This window comes from Azospirillum sp. TSH20 (genome assembly GCF_003115935.1).
Lineage (GTDB): Bacteria > Pseudomonadota > Alphaproteobacteria > Azospirillales > Azospirillaceae > Azospirillum.
In genome coordinates this window covers 21,749-39,948 of the sequence record NZ_LGQU01000127.1, presented here as the reverse complement: position 1 = coordinate 39,948, position 18,200 = coordinate 21,749, and the positions used below count along the sequence as shown (strand labels likewise).

At 68.2% G+C, this 18,200-nt stretch carries 15 protein-coding genes; 7 read left to right on the top strand and 8 right to left on the bottom strand.

Features of this window, described 5'->3' with window-relative positions:
• Positions 1-169 precede the first annotated feature (169 nt).
• Positions 170-589, bottom strand: coding sequence for a hypothetical protein (locus TSH20_RS29630; protein ID WP_109157296.1), 420 nt, complete (start codon positions 587-589; stop codon positions 170-172).
• 201 nt (positions 590-790) lie between these two features.
• Here TSH20_RS29630 and TSH20_RS29625 point away from each other — a divergent pair, with 201 nt between their 5' ends.
• The 7 genes from TSH20_RS29625 to TSH20_RS29595 all read left to right on the top strand — a co-directional run bounded on the left by TSH20_RS29625 (position 791) and on the right by TSH20_RS29595 (position 11,392).
• Positions 791-2,596, top strand: coding sequence for a PhnD/SsuA/transferrin family substrate-binding protein (locus TSH20_RS29625; RefSeq protein WP_109157295.1), 1,806 nt, complete (start codon positions 791-793; stop codon positions 2,594-2,596).
• On the top strand, positions 2,593-3,231 hold the full coding sequence (locus TSH20_RS29620) for a response regulator transcription factor (RefSeq protein ID WP_109157294.1): 639 nt from the start codon (positions 2,593-2,595) through the stop codon (positions 3,229-3,231). Before TSH20_RS29625 ends, TSH20_RS29620 begins: the two co-directional genes overlap by 4 nt.
• A 168-nt stretch (positions 3,232-3,399) precedes the next feature.
• Positions 3,400-4,134: a sulfate reduction electron transfer complex DsrMKJOP subunit DsrO gene (gene dsrO / locus TSH20_RS29615; RefSeq protein WP_109157293.1), complete on the top strand. Its 735-nt coding sequence runs from the start codon at positions 3,400-3,402 to the stop codon at positions 4,132-4,134.
• Positions 4,131-5,246, top strand: a complete 1,116-nt coding sequence (gene nrfD / locus TSH20_RS29610; RefSeq protein ID WP_199232114.1) for an NrfD/PsrC family molybdoenzyme membrane anchor subunit — start codon at positions 4,131-4,133, stop codon at positions 5,244-5,246. The genes dsrO and nrfD overlap by 4 nt, the downstream gene beginning before the upstream one ends.
• Positions 5,247-5,292: 46 nt before the next feature.
• The gene (locus TSH20_RS29605) at positions 5,293-8,400 is read left to right on the top strand and encodes a molybdopterin dinucleotide binding domain-containing protein (RefSeq protein ID WP_109157292.1); all 3,108 of its coding nucleotides are present in this window, start codon (positions 5,293-5,295) and stop codon (positions 8,398-8,400) included.
• 114 nt (positions 8,401-8,514) lie between these two features.
• Positions 8,515-10,329 carry a thiamine pyrophosphate-requiring protein gene (locus TSH20_RS29600; RefSeq protein ID WP_109157291.1) on the top strand — a complete coding sequence of 605 codons (1,815 nt, stop codon included), beginning with the start codon at positions 8,515-8,517 and terminating at the stop codon, positions 10,327-10,329.
• Between the two features lie 70 nt (positions 10,330-10,399).
• Entirely contained in the window at positions 10,400-11,392 is a 993-nt protein-coding gene (locus tag TSH20_RS29595) for an SDR family oxidoreductase (RefSeq protein WP_109157290.1), read from the top strand.
• Between the two features lie 344 nt (positions 11,393-11,736).
• Here TSH20_RS29595 and TSH20_RS29590 read toward each other — a convergent pair whose 3' ends face one another.
• From TSH20_RS29590 to TSH20_RS29560, 7 genes are all read right to left on the bottom strand, one after another.
• The gene (locus tag TSH20_RS29590; protein ID WP_109157289.1) at positions 11,737-13,014 is read right to left on the bottom strand and encodes a TRAP transporter large permease; all 1,278 of its coding nucleotides are present in this window, start codon (positions 13,012-13,014) and stop codon (positions 11,737-11,739) included.
• Positions 13,011-13,529 carry a TRAP transporter small permease gene (locus tag TSH20_RS29585; protein ID WP_109152004.1) on the bottom strand — a complete coding sequence of 173 codons (519 nt, stop codon included), beginning with the start codon at positions 13,527-13,529 and terminating at the stop codon, positions 13,011-13,013. The genes TSH20_RS29590 and TSH20_RS29585 overlap by 4 nt, the downstream gene beginning before the upstream one ends.
• A gap of 137 nt (positions 13,530-13,666) precedes the next feature.
• Positions 13,667-14,650: a C4-dicarboxylate TRAP transporter substrate-binding protein gene (locus TSH20_RS29580; RefSeq protein WP_109157288.1), complete on the bottom strand. Its 984-nt coding sequence runs from the start codon at positions 14,648-14,650 to the stop codon at positions 13,667-13,669.
• 305 nt (positions 14,651-14,955) lie between these two features.
• Entirely contained in the window at positions 14,956-15,981 is a 1,026-nt protein-coding gene (locus TSH20_RS29575; RefSeq protein ID WP_109157287.1) for an SDR family oxidoreductase, read from the bottom strand.
• Between the two features lie 26 nt (positions 15,982-16,007).
• On the bottom strand, positions 16,008-16,589 hold the full coding sequence (locus TSH20_RS29570; RefSeq protein WP_109157286.1) for an isoprenylcysteine carboxylmethyltransferase family protein: 582 nt from the start codon (positions 16,587-16,589) through the stop codon (positions 16,008-16,010).
• A 2-nt stretch (positions 16,590-16,591) separates the two neighbouring features.
• The gene (locus TSH20_RS29565) at positions 16,592-17,650 is read right to left on the bottom strand and encodes a 3-oxoacyl-[acyl-carrier-protein] synthase III C-terminal domain-containing protein (protein WP_109157285.1); all 1,059 of its coding nucleotides are present in this window, start codon (positions 17,648-17,650) and stop codon (positions 16,592-16,594) included.
• A 206-nt stretch (positions 17,651-17,856) separates the two neighbouring features.
• A complete protein-coding gene (locus tag TSH20_RS29560) occupies positions 17,857-18,090 on the bottom strand; it encodes a hypothetical protein (RefSeq protein ID WP_109157284.1) in 234 nt (77 codons plus the stop codon).
• Positions 18,091-18,200 lie beyond the last annotated feature (110 nt).

The window sequence follows — 18,200 nt, the reverse complement described above, 5'->3', positions numbered from 1 at the left end:
TCCGCGCCAATGGTACTGCGTCTTAAGACGTGGGAGAGTAGGTCGCCGCCAGGTCACTCAGGCTCAAGAGACGCTCAATCACAAAGCACAAGCTTGCATCTTCGTCACTTCAGAAACGCCCCGGTTCACACGAGCCGGGGCGTTTCGGCGTTTGGAACTCCGCAGATGCTCATCCGCCGTGGAAGCCTTTCAGCCGCTCTTCGCCTCGGCCGATGTCGGGCTTGAACTGCGCGTTCCTTGCCGTGTCCAGAAGTTGGTCGATGAAGGCCCTATAGTCGTCGGTGGCATCGCTCCGTGCTGCGGCAACCGGCTCGACCGAACTCGCGTAGGTGCTGGCGGTATCGGCGGCAGTGTCGTGAAGCCGAAAGGCAGCGACGAAGACGGGATCGCCTTCCGGGTTTCCCTCCCCCACATGCTGAGAGGTACGGGACAGTTCGACCCGTCCTTCGGCATCCGGGGCGGAGAGGATGGTCACGCCGTGAACGACCGTCGTGTCGCTGCGTGCATTCATTGCCGCATCCTGTTCGAAGGAATGCCGGTCGTAGGCCCGTTCGAAACTTGCCCGGTCGTTGATGTTGGCCTCGGCCATGTCTGTCTCCCTGTTGCTGCATTCAATAACGCACCATCGGCGCAAACGGTCCGTGAGATCGGAGCGCGATACCGCCGGCACAGTGCGGAGCGGTCTGGTCGCGATCGCCCTTCGGCGGTGCATATGTCCAGGACGCGCGCCGTCTTGTGCCGGGGCGGCGGACGCGCTAAAGGGCTGGATCCCCTCACAAGATCAGCCGCCATGATCGCCCGACTGCTGTTCGTTTTCCTGCTGCTGTCGTCGCACGGATGGGCTGCCGAGCCGCCGGTCCGCGTCGGCGTGCTCGCCTATCGGGGGGAGGAGCATGCGGCGGCGGTGTGGGAACCGACGATCCGCTATCTCGGCGACCATTTCCCCGGCCGCGGGGCGGAGATGGTAGCGCTCGACCTCGCCGGGATGGACGCCGCCGTGCAGAATCGCACGGTGGACCTGATCCTGACCAACACCGGCAACTATGTCGATCTGGAGGCGCGGTACGGCGTCACCCGCATCGCCACCCTGCAGTCCGGGCGGTCCTCCGGCAATGCCATCGGCTCGGCCATAGTCGTGCGCGCCGACCGCCACGACCTGACGGCGCTGCGCGACCTCCGTGGGCGGACGCTGATGGCCATCGACCCCGATGCCTTCGGTGGTTTCCAGATTGCCTGGGGCGAACTGCTGGATGTCGGCGTCGATCCCTTCCGCGATCTGAAGGACCTGCGCTTTTCCGGTTTCCCGGTGGACCGCGTCGCCTTCGCCGTGCGCGACGGGACGGTGGATGCCGGCGTGCTGCGCGCCTGCGTGCTGGAGGAACTGGCGGCGGAGGGGCGGATCGACCCGGCGGCCTTCCGCGTTCTCGCTCCCCGGACCGCGCCGGATTTCGCCTGCGCCCATTCCACCGACCTCTATCCCGATTGGCCGCTGGCCCGCCTCGCCGGCACGCCGGAGGAACTGGCGAAGCAGGCGGTGGTCGCCCTGTTCCAGATGCCGCAGGACCATCCCGCGGCAAAGGCCGGCGGTTACCAGGGCTGGGCGGTGCCGCGCGATTACCAGCCGGTCCATGCCCTGTTCCGCTCCCTGCGCATCGGTCCCTACCGGTCGCTGCGCGATGTTTCGCTGGTCGACCTGGCGCGCGAAAACTGGCACTGGCTGGCGCTTGCGGCGTTGGCCCTGGTGTGGTGGGCGGCCCATTCGCTGCGGGTGGAGCATCTGATCAAGGTCCGTACCGCCGAACTGAGAGCGGTCAATCGTGATCTCCTCCGCGAAATGGCGGAGCGCCGCCGCGCCGAGGAGAATGCCCGCGAACGCCAGCGCGAAATCGATCATGTCGCCCGCCTGTCGATCCTGGGCGAAATGGCCAGCAACCTCGCGCATGAGCTGAACCAGCCGCTGGGTGCAATCGCCAACTATGCGCGCGGCTGCACCCGCCGGCTGGAGGCCGGCACCGGCCGGCCCGCCGAGCTGGCGGACGCCACCCGCGCCATCGCCGATCAGGCCGACCGTGCCGCCCACATCATCGCCCGCATCCGCAACTTCGTGCGCAAGCGCGCGCCCCAGATCGAGCCGGTTGACATCAACGACGCCGTTCGCGCCGCCGCCGCCCTGTGCGCCGACCGGGCGCGCAGCGCCGGTATCGCGGTGACGCTCGATCTGGCTGAGGGACTTCCTCGGGTGGCGGCCGACGCGGTGCAGATCGAGCAGGTCGTCCTCAACCTGATGAAGAACGGGCTGGATGCGATGGAGGGCTGCCCGCCGGCCGACGGGATCACCGTGCGGACCGGCCCCGACGGCGAGGGGCGGGTAAGGGTAACGGTCGCCGACCGCGGCCACGGCCTGAGCGCGGAGGCGCGGGAGCGGCTGTTCGACCCCTTCTTCACCACCAAGCCGGAGGGGATGGGCCTCGGCCTGTCGATCTGCCGGACCATCCTGGAATCCCATGGCGGCCATCTATGGGCCGCGGACAATCCCGGCGGGGGCGTGGAGATGCGCTTCGTCCTGCCGGCGGCACAGGAGCAAGAGATCCCATGAGTAATGGAGCCAGTCATGATGCGGAGAGTTCGGCCCCGCCACGCACCGTCTATGTGGTGGACGACGATCCGGCGATGCGTCATTCGCTGGGCTGGCTGATCGGCTCGCTGGGGTTGGCGGTGCAGAGCTTCGCTTCGGCGGAGGAATTCCTGCGTGCGTTCAAGCCCGACCGGCCGGGCTGCCTCGTCACCGATGTCCGCATGCCGGGGATGAGCGGGTTGGAATTGCAGGACACACTTGCGCGGGCGGGATCGTTGCTTTCGGTGGTGGTGGTCACCGGCCATGCCGATGTGCCGATGGCGGTGCGGGCACTGCGGGCGGGGGCGGTCGATTTCATCGAGAAGCCCTTCAACGATCAGCTTCTGCTCGACCGCGTGCACGAGGCGCTGGAGAAGTCCCGCCGCGCCTGGGAGGCGGCGGAGCGCAAGCGTTCCGTCCGCGCGCTGATCGGCCGGTTGACCCCGCGCGAACGGCAGGTGGCGGCGCTGGTGGTCGCCGGAAAGCCCAACAAGGTCATCGCCGCCGAGATCAACCTGTCGATGAAGACGGTCGAGGTCCATCGCCACAACGTGATGGACAAGCTGGAGGTGTCGTCGGTCGCGGACCTGACCCGGCTTCTGCTGGAAGCGGAATAGATCGGATCGCGCAGACAGATAGCAGCCTGCGGCTTGGCGTCGCGGGGGAAAACCCTAAGAAGTGTGGGGATGACCACAATGGGGCGCCGCCGTGCCCCCGGCTATCCTTGGCCCTGAGATCGGCCCGCATGTTTTGCGGGCTGGGAATGGGTGCCGGGAGAGCCTGCCATGGACCGATCACGACGCAACTTCTGCCTGGGCGCCGGGGCCGCGACCGTCGGCGCCGCCACGCTGGCGGCCGTACCCGCTGACGCCGGTGCCGTCACGGCAACCGGTGACGCGGCGCACCGCTGGGCCATGGTGGTCGATGTGCGCAAATGCGTCGGCTGCCAAGCCTGCACAGTCGCCTGCATCATGGAGAACGACGTTCCGGAAAACAGTTTCCGCACCATCGTCTCCACCTACGAGGTGACGGAGCAGGGTCGGGCCGGCTCCTACATGCTGCCGCGCCTGTGCAACCATTGCGAGGATCCGCCCTGCATCCCGGTCTGCCCGACCGGCGCCACCTATCAGCGGCGGGACGGCATCGTGGTGGTCGACAATTCGGTGTGCGTCGGCTGCGCCTATTGCGTCCAGGCCTGCCCCTACGACGCCCGCTTCATCAATCACGAAACCCAGACCGCCGACAAATGCACCTTCTGCGTCCATCGCGTGGAAGCCGGGCTGCTGCCCGCCTGCGTCGAGACCTGCGTCGGCGGCGCCCGCATCTTCGGTGACCTGAAGGACCCCGACAGCACGGTGTCGAAGCTGGTGCGCGAGCAGAACCCCAAGGTGCTGAAGCCCGAGATGGGGACCCAGCCGCGGGTCTTCTACATCGGCCTCGATCCGAAGATGCAGGGCAAGGTGGACGGCACGCCGACCCTGTGGCGGCCGGCGCCGCAAGCCGGGAAGGAGCATGCATGATGGACACGCACATCGTCGAAGTCATCAACGTGACCCGCGAGGTCGCGTGGCTTCCCTGGGCCGTGCAGTATTTCTTCCTGATTGGCCTGTCGGTCGGCGGCCTGCTGCTCAGCCTGCCCGGCTACGCCTTCGCCCGTGACGGCTGGCGCCCGCTGGGGCGGCTCGCCTTGATCGTGGCGCTGACCTGCGGGCTGGCGGCGCCGGTGGCGCTTCTGTCCGATCTGCACCAGCCCGGCCGCTTCTGGCATTTCTACGTGGTGTTCCGGCCGACCTCCTGGATGTGGTGGGGATCGCTGTTCATCCCGTTCTACATCGGCGGCCTGCTGATCTATGGCTGGGCCTGCCTGCGCGAGGAGTTGCAGGCGCATGGCCGGATCGACAGCCGGCTGGCCGGGCTGTACCGGCTGGCAGCGCTGGGCGGTGGCCGCGACGACCGGCTGATCCGTGCCGCCGGCCTGTTCGTGCTGGCCGGGGCGGCGCTGGTCGCGCTCTACACCGGCGTCGAGGTGGCGGTGGTGAAGGCCCGGCCGCTGTGGTACACGCCCTTCCTGCCGGTGCAGTTCCTGACCACCGCGCTGGCCGGCGCCGTCGGGCTGGTGCTGATCCTCAACCGCGTCGTCGGCACCGCCGACCGCGGGGTGGAGGTGCTGGGCAACCGGCTGCTCGCCGCCGTGCTGGCCGCGGTGATGCTGTGCGGCGGGCTGTGGCTGGCGCTTGGCCTGTCGGGGCTGGATGCAGGGCATGCGGCGGCGCTGGACAGCGTGGCCGGGTCCGAGGCGTGGCGGGTGACCGCCGTCTGGGCGGTGGCCGCGACGGTGGTGCCCTTCGTCATCGCCGTCGCCCGGCCGGCCGGGACCGGGCTGCTGACCGGGCTGATTGCCGTGCACAGCGCCTGGATGTTCCGCTGGACCGTGTTCATCGGCGGCCAGTCGGTGCCGAAGACCGGCGCGGGCTTCTACGAATACGCGCTGCCGGCCGGCCCGGACGGGCTGATGGGCATCGTCGGCACCGCGGGGCTGTGGCTGTTCCTGCTGATCCTGATGACGGCGCTGCTGCCGGTGTCCGCAACTCCCGCTGCCGCCCGTCCGGCAAGCTTGATCCCTGCCGAATAATCCAATCCGCGCTTGAGCCCCGCTCGCGAAGACCGGAGTGTCCACCATGTCCATCACCCGTCGCCACATCCTGACCTCCACCGCCGCGGGCGGCGCGCTGGCCGCCTTCGCCGGCGGCTTCTCCGAGACCGGCCGCAAGCTGGTCAAGGGCGCCTGGGCCGGCGAGCAGCCCGACGACACCATCAGCGGCAACGCGCCGAAGCCGGAATTCCGCATCGACCCGGCGACCGGCGCCGTGGAGCCGACGCCGGGCCAGATCGTCGCCAACGTCGCCTGCCTGGGCTGCACCACGCTGTGCGGCGTCCGGGTGCGGGTGGATGTGGAGCGGAACCGCGTGCTGCGGGTGGCCGGCAACCCCTATAGCCCGCTGTCCACCGACCCCTTCCTGCCCTTTGCGACGCCGATCGAGGAGAGCGTCCGCTCGCTGTCGCGGCTGGACGAGAAGGGGCTGCAGGGCCGCTCCACCGCCTGCGGGCGCGGCAATGCGGCGCTGGAGATGCTGACCTCCCCCTTCCGCATCTCCACGCCGATGAAGCGGGTCGGCCCGCGCGGCTCCGGCCGTTGGGAACCGATTGCCTTCGACAGGCTGGTGGAGGAGATCGCCGAGGGCGGCGACCTGTTCGGCGAGGGGCCGGTGGAGGGGCTGCGGACCTTGCGCGACCTGAAGACGCCGATCGACCCTGCCTCGCCCGAGCTGGGGGCGAAGGTCAACCAGGTGGCGCTGCTCGCCTCCGTCAATGATGGGCGGGAGCCCTTCGTGCGGCGCTTCTTCAATCAGGCGCTCGGCACCATCAATTTTGCCGGCCACGGCGCTTATTGCGGTGGCGCCTATCGCTCCGGCTCGGGCGCGGTGTTCGGCGATCTGAAGGCGATGCCGCACGCCAAGCCCGACCTGCAGAATGCCGAATTCGTGCTGTTCATCGGCACCGCCCCCTCCAACGCCGGCAACCCGTTCAAGCGGCAGGCCATGTTGGTTGCCAAGGCTCGAACCGACGGCGTGCTGAATTACGTGGTGGTTGATCCGGTGCTGACCAACGCCGACAACCGGGCTGCGGGGGAGCGGTCGAACTGGATCCCGATCCGTCCCGGCACCGACGGCGCGCTGGTGATGGGCATCATGCGCTGGATGTTCGAGAACGACCGCATCGACAGCCGCTATCTGTCCCAGCCCAACGCCAAGGCCGCCACGGCGGCGGGCGAGGCCGGCTGGTGCAACGCCACCCATCTGGTGATCCGGCAGAAGGGCCACCCGCGCGAGGGGCGGATGCTGCGCGCCTCCGACATGGGCTGGATCGAGCTGGACGAGAAGGAACGCTATGGCGAGAAGGACGCCTTCGTCGCGCTCGATCCGGAAGGAAAGCCGGTGGCGCACGATGCGCTGGGCGGACCGGCGATGCTGTTCCATGACGGCATGGTGGCGACGCCGGCCGGCGAGGTCGCGGTCAAGACCAGCCTGACCCTGCTACGCGAGGAGGCGATGCGGCTGGACCTGCGCGGCTATGCCGACGCCTGCGGCATCCCCGCCGACGTCATCGCCGGACTGGCGCGTGAATTCACCAGCCATGGCAAGAAGGCGGTCGCCAACGCCCATGGCGGCATGATGGCCGGCAACGGCTTCTACAACGCCTTCGGCGTCGTCACCCTGAACACGCTGATCGGCAACCTGAACTGGAAGGGCGGCAGCATCTTCGGCGGCGGCCGTTTCCCGGACGAGCAGGACGGTCCGCGCTACAAGCTGGCCAGCTTCCCCGGCGCGGTGAAGCCGTCCGGCACCGCGATCAGCCGCCCGGTCCCATACGAGAAATCCAGCGAGTTCGCCCGCAACAAGGCAGCCGGCAAGCCCTATCCGGCCAAGGCCCCCTGGTATCCGGCTGCGCCGCAGCTGACCACCGAGTACCTGACCAGCGGGCTTGCCGACGGCTACCCCTATCGCCTGAAGGCCCTGTTCCTGTGGAACAGCAACCCGGTCTACGGCATCCCCGGTGTGCGGGCCGCGGCGGAGGCGGCGCTGAAGGACCCCAAGACGCTGCCGCTGATCGTCTCCATCGACCCGTTCATCAACGAAACCTCCGCCTTCGCCGACTACATCGTCCCCGACACCGTGCTGTTCGAGACCTGGGGCTGGGCATCGCCCTGGGGCGGCGTGCCGACCAAGACCAGCACCGCGCGCTGGCCGGTGGTGGAGCCGCGCACGCAGGCGCTGCCCGACGGGCTGCATGTCCAGATGGAAACCTTCCTGATCGCGCTCGCCAAGCGGATGGGCCTGCCCGGCTTCGGCGCCGACGCCATCGCCGACATGGACGGCAGGCTCCATCCGCTCGACCGGCCGGAGGACTGGTATCTGCGCGGCGGCGCCAACATCGCGTGGCTCGGCAAGCAGCCGGTCGCCGACGCCGATGACCGCGACATCGCCCTGTCCGGCGTCGAACGGGTGATGCCGGCGCTGCAGGCCACGCTGAAGCCGGAGGAATGGCGCAAGGTCGCCTATGTCCTGGCGCGCGGCGGCCGTTACCAGAATCAGGCCGAAGGCTTCGAGGGCGACAAGGCGGCCCACAAGTTCCTCAAGCCGCTGCAGGTCTACAACGAGGCGGTGGGAACGGCGAAGAGCAGCATCACCGGCCGGCGCTGGACCGGCACCGCCACCTGGATGGAGCCGGTCTTCGCCGACGGCAGCCCGGTCCACAAGCACCACACCGCTGAGGAATGGCCCTTCCATCTGGTCAGCTCCAAATCGGTGCTGGTCAGCGCCTACACCATCGCCGCCGGGCGGCTGCGCCAACTGCATCCGGAAAACCCGGTCGGCATCAACGCCGAGGATGCCCGTCGTCTCGGTATCGAGACTGGCGACCGCATCCGCATTGCCACGCCCGGCGGGGTGCGGGAGGCCACCGCGATCGTCCGCCATGGCGTGATGCGCGGTGTGCTGGCGGTGGAGCATGGCTTCGGCCACCGCGAATATGGCGCCCGTCCGCACCAGATCGGCGGGCACAGCCAGCCTTCGGTGCCGGAGATCGGGGCGGGCATCAACCTGAACGACCTCGGCATCGCCGATCCGTCCCGCGCCGGGGCGTCGGTGTGGGTCGATCCGGTCGCCGGGACCGCCGTGCGCCAGGGCATTCCGGCGAAGCTGGAGCGGATCGCCGCCTCCGCCTGACGGCGGACGGGGCAGGGCTGCAAAAAAAGCGAACGCTTCGGGCGAACCGAAGGGACGGAGCGCAGTTGAAACAGACACGGCGGTGAAACACGACCAGACACAAGAGAGGCGACAATGGCTGCGAACGTCAGCGACTTCTTCTGGCAACGGCTCTCCGAATGGGGTGTGAAGCGGGTCTTCGGCTATCCCGGCGACGGCATCAACGGGCTGGTTGGCGCGCTTGCCCGCACCGGCGACCAGTTCGATTTCGTCCAGGCCCGCCACGAGGAGCTGGCCGCCTTCATGGCGACCGCGCATGCCAAATACACCGGGGAGTTGGGCGTCTGTCTGGCCACCTCCGGCCCCGGCGCCATCCATCTGCTGAACGGCCTCTATGATGCGAAGCTCGATCATCAACCCGTGCTCGCCATCGTCGGCCAGCAGGCGCTGACCGCGCTCGGCGGCCATTACCAGCAGGAGGTCGACCTCGTCTCCCTCTTCAAGGACGTGGCCGGCGAGTATGTCCACATGGCCTCCACGCCCGCCCAGGTGCGGCACCTCGTGGACCGTGCGGTGCGCATCGCCAAGGCGGAGCGCACGGTGACCTGCATCATTCTGCCCAACGACCTGCAGGAGATGGACGCGGTGGAGACGCCGCCGCGCGCGCACGGCACCATCCATTCCGGCGTCGGCTATTCCGCCCCCGTCGTCCGCCCGGCGGAGGCCGACCTGCGCCGCGCCGCCGACGTGCTGAATGCCGGTTCCAAGGTGGCGATCCTGGTCGGCGCCGGGGCGCTGAACGCCACCGACGAGGTGATCGAGGTGGCCGACATCCTGGGCGCCGGCGTCGCAAAGGCCCTGCTGGGCAAGGCGGCGCTGCCCGACGATCTGCCCTTTGTCACCGGCTCCATCGGCCTGCTCGGCACCCGGCCGAGCTACGAGATTATGGTGAACTGCGACACGCTGCTGATGATCGGCTCCGGCTTCCCCTATTCGGAGTTCCTGCCCAAGGAGGGGCAGGCGCGCGGCGTGCAGATCGACATAGACCCCAAGATGCTCAGCATCCGCTATCCGATGGAGGTCAATCTGGTCGGCGACAGCGCCGGCACCCTGCGCGAGCTGATCCCGCTGCTCCAGCGCAAGCAGGACCGCTCCTGGCGCGAGGGGATCGAGGCCGGTGTCGCCGACTGGTGGAAGGTGCTGGAAGCCCGCGCCATGAACGACGCCACGCCGCTCAACCCGCAGCGCGTCTTCTGGGAATTGTCGCCGAAGCTGCCCGACGACGTGGTGATCGCCTGCGACACCGGCTCGGGCACCAACTGGTACGCCCGCGACATCAAGATCCGCCGCGGCATGAAGGCGACCCTGTGCGGCGGCCTCGCCACTATGGGACCGGGCATGCCCTATGCGCTGGCCGCCAAGTTCGCCCATCCCGACCGCCCGGTGCTGGCGATCGTCGGTGACGGTGCCATGCAGATGAACGGCATGAACGCCCTCATCACCCTGTCGAAATACTGGAAGCAGTGGAGCGACCCTCGCTTCATCGTGCTGGTTCTGAACAACCGCGACCTCAATCAGGTGACGTGGGAGATGCGCGCCCAGGCCGGCAATCCGAAGTTCGAGGCATCGCAGGAGCTTCCCGACGTTCCCTATGCCCGCTATGCCGAGATGCTGGGCTTCAAGGGTCTGTTCGTCGACAAGCCGGAAGACCTCGGCAAGGTGTGGGACGAGGCGCTGGCGACCCGCGGCCCGGTGGTGGTCGAGGCCTATACCGATCCCAATGTGCCGCCGCTGCCGCCGCACATCTCGCTGAAGAACGCCGCCGCGATGATGGCGACGCTGGCGAAGGGCGATCCGGAGGTGTGGGACATGCTGAAGGGCACCGCCAAGGACTTCGTCGAAAGCTACCTGCCGCACGGTGGCGATAAGGGCGGCGGAAAGAAGCGCTGACCGGCCGGCCCGCAACACCCTCGCCCCCCTCCTGTTGATGAGCAAACAGCGTCAGCCGGAGGGACGAGGGATGCGGGATCTGAACGGAGCCGTCGTGGTGGTGGCGGGAGCGTCGAGCGGGATCGGGCGGGCCACCGCCCTGGCCTTCGCGCGGGAGGGTGCCCGGCTGGCGCTGGCCGCCCGCCGCGAAGAGCTGCTGGAGGAGGTGGCGGAGGAATGCCGTGGCCTCGGCGCCAGCGCAATCGTCCTCCCCACCGACGTGACCGATGCCGACGCGGTGAAGCGTCTGGCCGACCGCTCGGTGGAGGAATACGGCTCCATCGACATCTGGATCGCCAATGCCGGCGTCGGCGCCGTCGGCCGCTTCGAAGACACGCCGGTCGAGGCGCACCGCCGGGTGATCGAAACCAACCTGCTGGGACCGCTCTACGGCGCCCACGCGGTGATCCCGCTGTTCCGCCGCCAAGGACATGGCACCTTCATCGCCACCGTATCGGTTGGGGCCTTCGCCCCGGCACCCTATGCCGCCGCCTATTCGGCCAGCAAGTACGGGCTGGACGGCATGCTGGACAGCCTGCGGGCGGAGTTGGTGGACAGCCCGGATCTGCATGTCTGCGGCGTCTACCCGTCCTTCACCGACACGCCGGGCATGATGCACGGCGCCAACTACACCGGGCACGAGCTGTCGCCGGAAGGTCCGATCTACGACGATCCCAACGACGTGGCGGAAACGATGGTGGCGGTCGCCCGCCGTCCGCGCGCCCGCGCCATGGTCGGGGCGCTGGCCCCGCTGTCGCGCCTGGGCTATGCGGTCGCGCCGCGTCTGGTGGAGAAGGTGGCCGGCTACGGCATGCACCGCCATTTCGACCGCCAGCCTCCGGCTCCGCGCAGCGACGGCAACCTGTTCCGCCCGGTGGAGCGGGGGCGTGGAGTGGTCGGCGGCTTCTACACCCCGCCGCCGGCCTGGATTTCGCCCGTGCTGATGGCCGGCGTCGCGGTCGCGGCCGTCGCGGCTTATCGCAGTCTGGGGCGGGGAGCGGACCAGCGGATGCGGCGGCACTGAGGCAGACCTTGTGCCCAGCGCGCTGATGACCATTTGCCCGTCGAAGTCGGGCAAGTGGGTGAATGCGTCGGATATCCCCGAAAACAAAGAAGGGCCGCCGTTTCCGGCAGCCCTTCCATTGTCAATCCGTGTGTCGTCGACACCACGGCGCAGTCCTTAGCGGACCAAAATCTCTTCCACGAAGAAAGAGACCTCGGCCTTGGCGCTCGACGACGAGTGAGACGGACAATGAGACACGAGATCACCTCCTTTCAGTTGTTGACGTACGCCACCCAATATAGGTGGCCTTACGGAGGCTGCAAGTCGGATTCCTGACTGCTCCACTGTGACATTCACCGGGGCATTCACATCAGTGCATTCGGCACGAACAGCACCAGACCGGGCCACAGCAGCATCACCGCGACCAGCGCCACCACGGCCAGGACGAAGGGGATGGATTCGACGATGTATTCCTCGACCGGGCAGTCCAGCAGGCTGCACACGGTATACATCGCCACCCCCACCGGCGGGGTCATCGAACCCAGCGTGACGATGGTCATCATCAGGATGCCGAAATGCACCGGATCGACGCCCAGCGGCTGGACGATCGGCAGGAAGATCGGCGTCAGCAGCAGAACCAGCACCGTGCTTTCGATGAACAGGCCGGCGATGAACAGGAAGATCAGGATCAGGGTGACGACCAGCGCCGGTTCCCGCGTCAGTCCGGTCATGGCGGCGGCGATGCTCTGCGGCGCCTGTTCGAAGACGATGGCGTAGCCGACCATGCCGGAGAACAGGATGATCAGCAGGATCAGCCCGGTGTCCGTCACCGCCTCAACCAGCGCGTCCACCATGGCGCGCAGCGTCAGTTCCCTGTGCACGAAGAAGCCGATGACGGCGGCATAGATGACGGCGAAGGCGCCGACCTCCGACGGGGTGAACAGGCCGCCGCGGATGGCGACCAGCAATGCCACCGGGAACAACAGCGCCCATTTGGCGTGGACGACCGCCTCCCACATCGCCTTGCCGGTCGGCCGCTGGGTGGTGGCGGCGCCATAGCCGCGGCGCCGCGCGATCCACCAGACGGTGACCATCAGCACGGCCATCATCAGGAAACCGGGAACGATGCCGGCCAGGAACAGCCGTCCGATGGAGACGTTGCCGACGAAGCCGTACAGGATCAGGCCCAGGCTGGGCGGGATGGTCGCCGTGATGAGCGATCCCACCGCGATGACGGCCGAGGTGAAGCCCTTCGAATAGCCGCTGCGGATCAGGTCCGGACCGAGGATGCGCGCCTCCATCGCCGCGTCGGCGACGGCGGAGCCGGACACGCCGCCCATCAGGGTGGACAGCACGATACAGACCTGCGCCAGCCCGCCGGACATCCACGACACCAGCACGTTGGAACAGCCGATCAGCCGGTGGGTGATGCCGGTCCGGTTCATCATGTGGCCGGCCAGCACGAAGAAGGGAACGGCCAGAAGCGGGAAGCTCTGCGAGGCGGTGGCGACCTGCTGCACCCCGATCGACACCGGAATGATGCCGTTGGTCAGGAAGAAGGTGAAGCCGGCCATGCCGATGGCGAAGGCGATCGGAACGCCAAGCCCCATCAGGACGAAAAAGGTGAGGGCGAGCAGGATCACGGCATCACCTCCTCCGCCACCGGGACGTCCGACGGCGTGTTGAAGATCGGGCGCGGGGTGCGGCGAAGCCGGCCGATGGCGGCCATCGTCTGCCCCAGCAGGGTGAAGGACAGCAACAGGCAGCCGACCGGCACCGCCGAGGTGACGAAGGCATAGCTGATGCCGCTGTCGCCGAACTGGCGTTCCAGGTTCAGCATGGTCAGCTGATAGCCCTTGACCGCCATGGTCAGCAGGAAGGCCAGCACCAGCAGCGCCAGCAGGATGTCCAGGATGGCGCGCACACGCGGCGGCAGGCGCTTGACGACATAGTCAATGCCGATGTGGGCATGCTTGCGCAACGCGAGGTCGGCGCCGAGGAAGCTGGCCCAGGCGAACAGCAGCTGCGCGACGTCCACCGACCAGACCAGGGGATAGCCGAACCAGCGGCTGATGCCGGCCACGAAGACCAGCAGGACGATGACGGCGAGCAGCGTTGTCGCCAGCACCGTCTCCGCCTTGACGTATAGGGATTTCATCGCAAGGGGGTGCTCCGGTCCGGCCCGCGTGGGTGCGCCGGTGGGGCAAGATGGCTGCGGGCGTCGGTTGCGGGAGGGGAGCGGGGCGGCCCGGCAAAGGCGGCCCCACCCCGGTCACTACTGGAAAGGCCGGCCGGTCACTGCTTCAGCAGCGCGTCGACCTGCTTGTGCAGCTCGCCATAGCCGAGCTTCTCATAGACGGGCGCGGTGGCCTCGCGGAAGGGCGCGACGTCGATGGCGACGACCTGCATGCCCTTCTCCGTCATCTGCTTTTCGAAATCGGCCAGCGACGCCTCGGTCGCCTTGGAGGCCTCGTCGCCGGCCTTCAGCGACTCCTCGCGCAGGATCGTCTGCATGTCCTTCGGCAGGCTGTCGAACCAGGCGGCGCTGGTGACGATGCCGGTGATCAGGTTGATGTGGCCGGTCTTGGTCAGGTACTTCGCCACCTCATAGAGGCGCGCGCCGTAGATGGCGGGGTCCTGCGCCTCGGCGCCGTCGATCACCTGCTGCTGCATGGCGGTGTAGACCTCCGACCAGGGCAGCGGCGTCGGGGTGGCGCCCATGGCGCGGATGGTCTCCATCCACACCGGCGCGCCCGGCGTGCGGACGCGGACGCCGTTCAGGTCGGCCGGCACCTTCACCGGCTTGTTGGTCAGCATGTGGCGTTCGCCCTGCCACCAGTTGAAGGACAGCACCTGATGGCCGGACGCCTTGCGGAGCTTCTGCACCCACTCCTCGAACATCGGCGAGGTCACGACCTTGCGGATGCCGCCATAGCCCTGGGCGACGTAGGGCGCGCCCAGCACGCCGAACTCCTTGACGAACACGGCGAGCCGGCCGCCATCCACCACCACCGCGACCGGGGCGCCGGCGCGGGCCTGTTCCAGCAGATCCTCGTCCTTGCCAAGCTGCGAGGCGGGGAACAGGCGGACGGCCATCTTGCCGGCCGACCGCTTCTCCACATTGGCCTTGAACTCTTCCAGGCCCTTGTAGAGCGGGTCCTGCTGCGACAGGGCCGTGTTGACGCTGAGCGTGTAGTCGGCCGCCGAGGCGCCGAATGAAACCAGGGACACCACCGCGCCGAACAGCGCCGTACGCACGGCGTTCGCCATGACAGACATGCTTTTCCTCCCAGCAATATGGACCGCCAGCAACCGACGGCCGGCATTCGACTGGTGCGTGTTCGGCCCGCCGCCGGAACACCGGCGAACGCCCCGATTCATGGGGGCGGTCCAGCAGGGAAGGGGATGGCCGATGACCAGTTTGTTCAGTCACTGGTATGGTAGTATGCCTGATTGCGGTTGGCAATAGCGTTTCGGGCGGAATGTTCGTATTCAACCAATGTCGCTGCTAAACTGTCTTCACACGCAACGGGCCGGCGCTCGCATCGCGAATGCCGGCCCGTTTCGTGTCGATGGTCTGCCGCCTAGCGCAGGCGCGGGGTCATCCGGCTCATGGCGAAGCCCAGCCCGCCGGCCAGGAGAAAGCCGACCGCCACCGCGACGCCGCGGGCGGCGGCGCTTGGTGCCTCCAGTCGCAATGTGTTGTGCGGCAGGCCGAAACGCCCGCGGGTGCGGTGCAGTCCGTCGACGGGGTGGAACAGGTTGTCGGGCCGGCCGGGCGTCTCGCGCTCTTCCGTCATCTGGCCGTCCACCGCGTTGTTGGCGAGGTAGCGGTCGGCGAAGCCCGGCGCCAGGGAGTTGCCCAGGATCGCCTGCATCGCCGACCAACCCAGCCAATATTCGCGGCGGGGATTCTCGGTGGCATGCAGGATGGCGCGGGCGATGTCCTCCGGCTGGAAGATGGTGCCCATCGGCCGCGCGCGTCGGGGCATGTGGCTGCGTGCCCAATCGAACTGGGGCGTGTTGACCGCCGGCAGATGCACGGTGGTCAGCCTGACGCCGCTGTCCTCGTGGATCAGTTCGGAATGCAGGCTGTCGATGAAGCCGGTGATCGCATGCTTGGCCGCGCAGTAGGCCGACTGCAGCGGGATCGACCGGTAGGCCAGGGCGGAGCCAACCTGCAGGATCGTGCCGGCATTGCGCGGCCGCATCCGGCGCAACGCCGTCTGGATGCCGTAGGCGGAGCCGAGATAGGTCACCTCGGTCACCTGCTTCAACTCATTCGGTGTCACGGCATGCACCGGGCCGAAGACCGTCACCATCGCCACGTTGATCCAGGCGTCGATGGGACCGAAGGCTTCCTCCACCCGGTCGGCGGCGGCATCCAGCGCATCGGGATCGGCGACGTCCAGCGGCAGGACCAGCGCCCGCCCGCCCAGCCGCTCAACCTCCGCCTTCACCTCCTCGAGCGCTTCGGACGAACGGGCGATCAAGCCGATCGACGCCTGGCGGTAGGCGGCGAAGGCCAGCGCGGTGGCGCGGCCGACCCCGGCGGATGCACCGGTGATGCAGACGACGGGAGAGTGGGGGAGGCCGTTGGTCGGGTACATGGCGATGGTCCTGTTCTTATTGTGCCTCAGGAGCGGTCAGGGGTTGGCCGTCGGCCGATCCATCCTGTCCAACTCCCTGCACCGCCCCCAGTTCCCGCTGAGATTCCGTCCCGTCCGCTCAGCGCTCCCTCTTCCACCCGGATGCGGTGCAGGGTCAGCGGGATGTTCAGCAGCGTGGCGGCAACGGCGATCCAGACCTCGCCGAAAACCAGCGGCAGCACCGCAAGCTCCCCCGCCACCACGAGGTAGTTGGGGTGCCGGACCCAACGGAAGGGGCCGCGCCGGACCAGAGGGGCGCCGTCCAGCGTGATGATCCGCGTCGTCCAGAAGCGGCCGAGCGTCGCGATCACCCAGACCCGCCCGGCCTGGAGCAGCAGGAACAGCGCCAGCAGCCAGCCATTCACCGGCGCATCGGCCGGCACCATGACGAACAGGGCCAGCAGCCAGCCGGCATGCAGCGCAACGAACAGCGGGTAATGCGCCGCCCCGACCTCCCGAGCGCCGGCGGCCAGCAGGCGGGTGGTGTTGCGGCGGGCGATCACCAGTTCCAGCAGCCGTTGCGCGGCCACCGCCAGCAGGATGATCTGCGGCCAGCCGATTGCGTCCATGGTCACAGATCCAGCAGGGTGAGGCCGGCGGTGAAGCCGGGGCCGAGCGCCAGCATCAGATGCGGTCCGGTCGCCCCGCTGCGCATCCGCCGGTCCAGAACGAACATCACGCTGGCGGCCGACATGTTGCCGCAGTCGCCCAGCACCGCCCAGGAGTCGTCCATGCCGGCGACGGCGGGGTCCAGCACCTCGGTCAGCGCCTGCAGGACCTTGGCGCCGCCGGTGTGGCAGATCACCCCGGCCAGATCGGCACGGCTCATGCCGCGGCCGGTCAGGAAACCGTCGATCACCGGGGGCAGCCGTTCGCGGATCAGGCGAGGAATGTCCTGGCTGAAGACGACGCCAAAGCCCTCGTCCTCGATGCGCCAGCCCATGATCCGCCGGGTGCCGGGCCAAGTGTGCTCGGCGCTGTCGACGAAGCGCGGACCAGGGGTATCGTCATCGGCCCCGGAGGTCCGCAGAAGGGCGGCGGCGGCACCGTCGGCAAACAGGGCGCTGGCGACGACATTGGTGGCGGTGGCCTCTTCCGGCCGGTGCGACAGGGTGCACAATTCGACCACCAGGAACAGGACGGTGCGGCCGGGCATGGCGCGCGCCATCATGCCGGCCCGTGCCAGCCCCAGCGCACCGCCGGCGCAGCCCAGCCCGAAGACCGGAAGCCGCACCGTGTCGGGACGGAAGCCCATGCGATCGAGCAGCAGCGCCTCCAGACTGGGGGTGGCGATGCCGGTGGTGGTGGCGCAGACGATGGCGTCCACATCGGCGGGGCTCAGGCCGGCGGCGGACAGCGCCTTGGCCGCCGCCTCTTCCAGCAGGTCCAGCGCCACCCGTTCGAACACGGCGGCGCGCTCGGCCCATCCGTGCGGCTCCAGATACCAGGACAGCGGGCAGGCGGCGTGGCGGGTGCGGATGCCGGTGTTGGCGAAGACGGGGGCCAGCCGGTCGAAGTCGCGGAGACGGTGGGCGAAGACCGTCCGGGCGACGGTCAACGTTTCTTCCTGTTCGAAGCGGTGGGGCGGCAACGCCGTGGCGACCGCCAACAGCCGCGGATCGGGTGACATCCTGCCTCCTGCATGCTGTCGCCGGTGGGGACGGCGGGGTCTGGGCGGCGGTTCCGCTCCGTTATGAAATAGGTATGACGCAGCATGGTTGCGCCAAGCGGCCGTGCTTCAAAAGGCTATCGCCATTCGAAAATTCCCGAGCGGCAAAGTGAAAGAGGCGGCGCCCTTGCGAGCGCCGCCCCCGACATTTTCAAAAGACCGTTTCGCTAAGCCTGCCGTGGCTTCAGCGGGGCGGTGTCGCGGAAGGGCTTGTCGACCCCGCCCTTGTCATTGGTCTGGTTCTCGACGTCGCCCTCGAAGGTGCTTTCACCTTGGGCAAGATCCATGTCGTCCGCCGACATCCCGGCGGCGCGGGCGCCCTTGGTCCCGCCGATCTGCGGGTTGTTCTTGAGGTCGGCGTCGGTGGGCTTGTCGGTCTTCTCGTGCTTGCTTGCGCTCATGACGGCGTCTCCGTTCCGGTTCCGCATGTCCCCCTGTCAACCGGCCGCAGGCGGGATCGTTGCGAACAGGCGAATCCAAGTTTCGCCCAAAGCCATGAGACGGTTAGGAT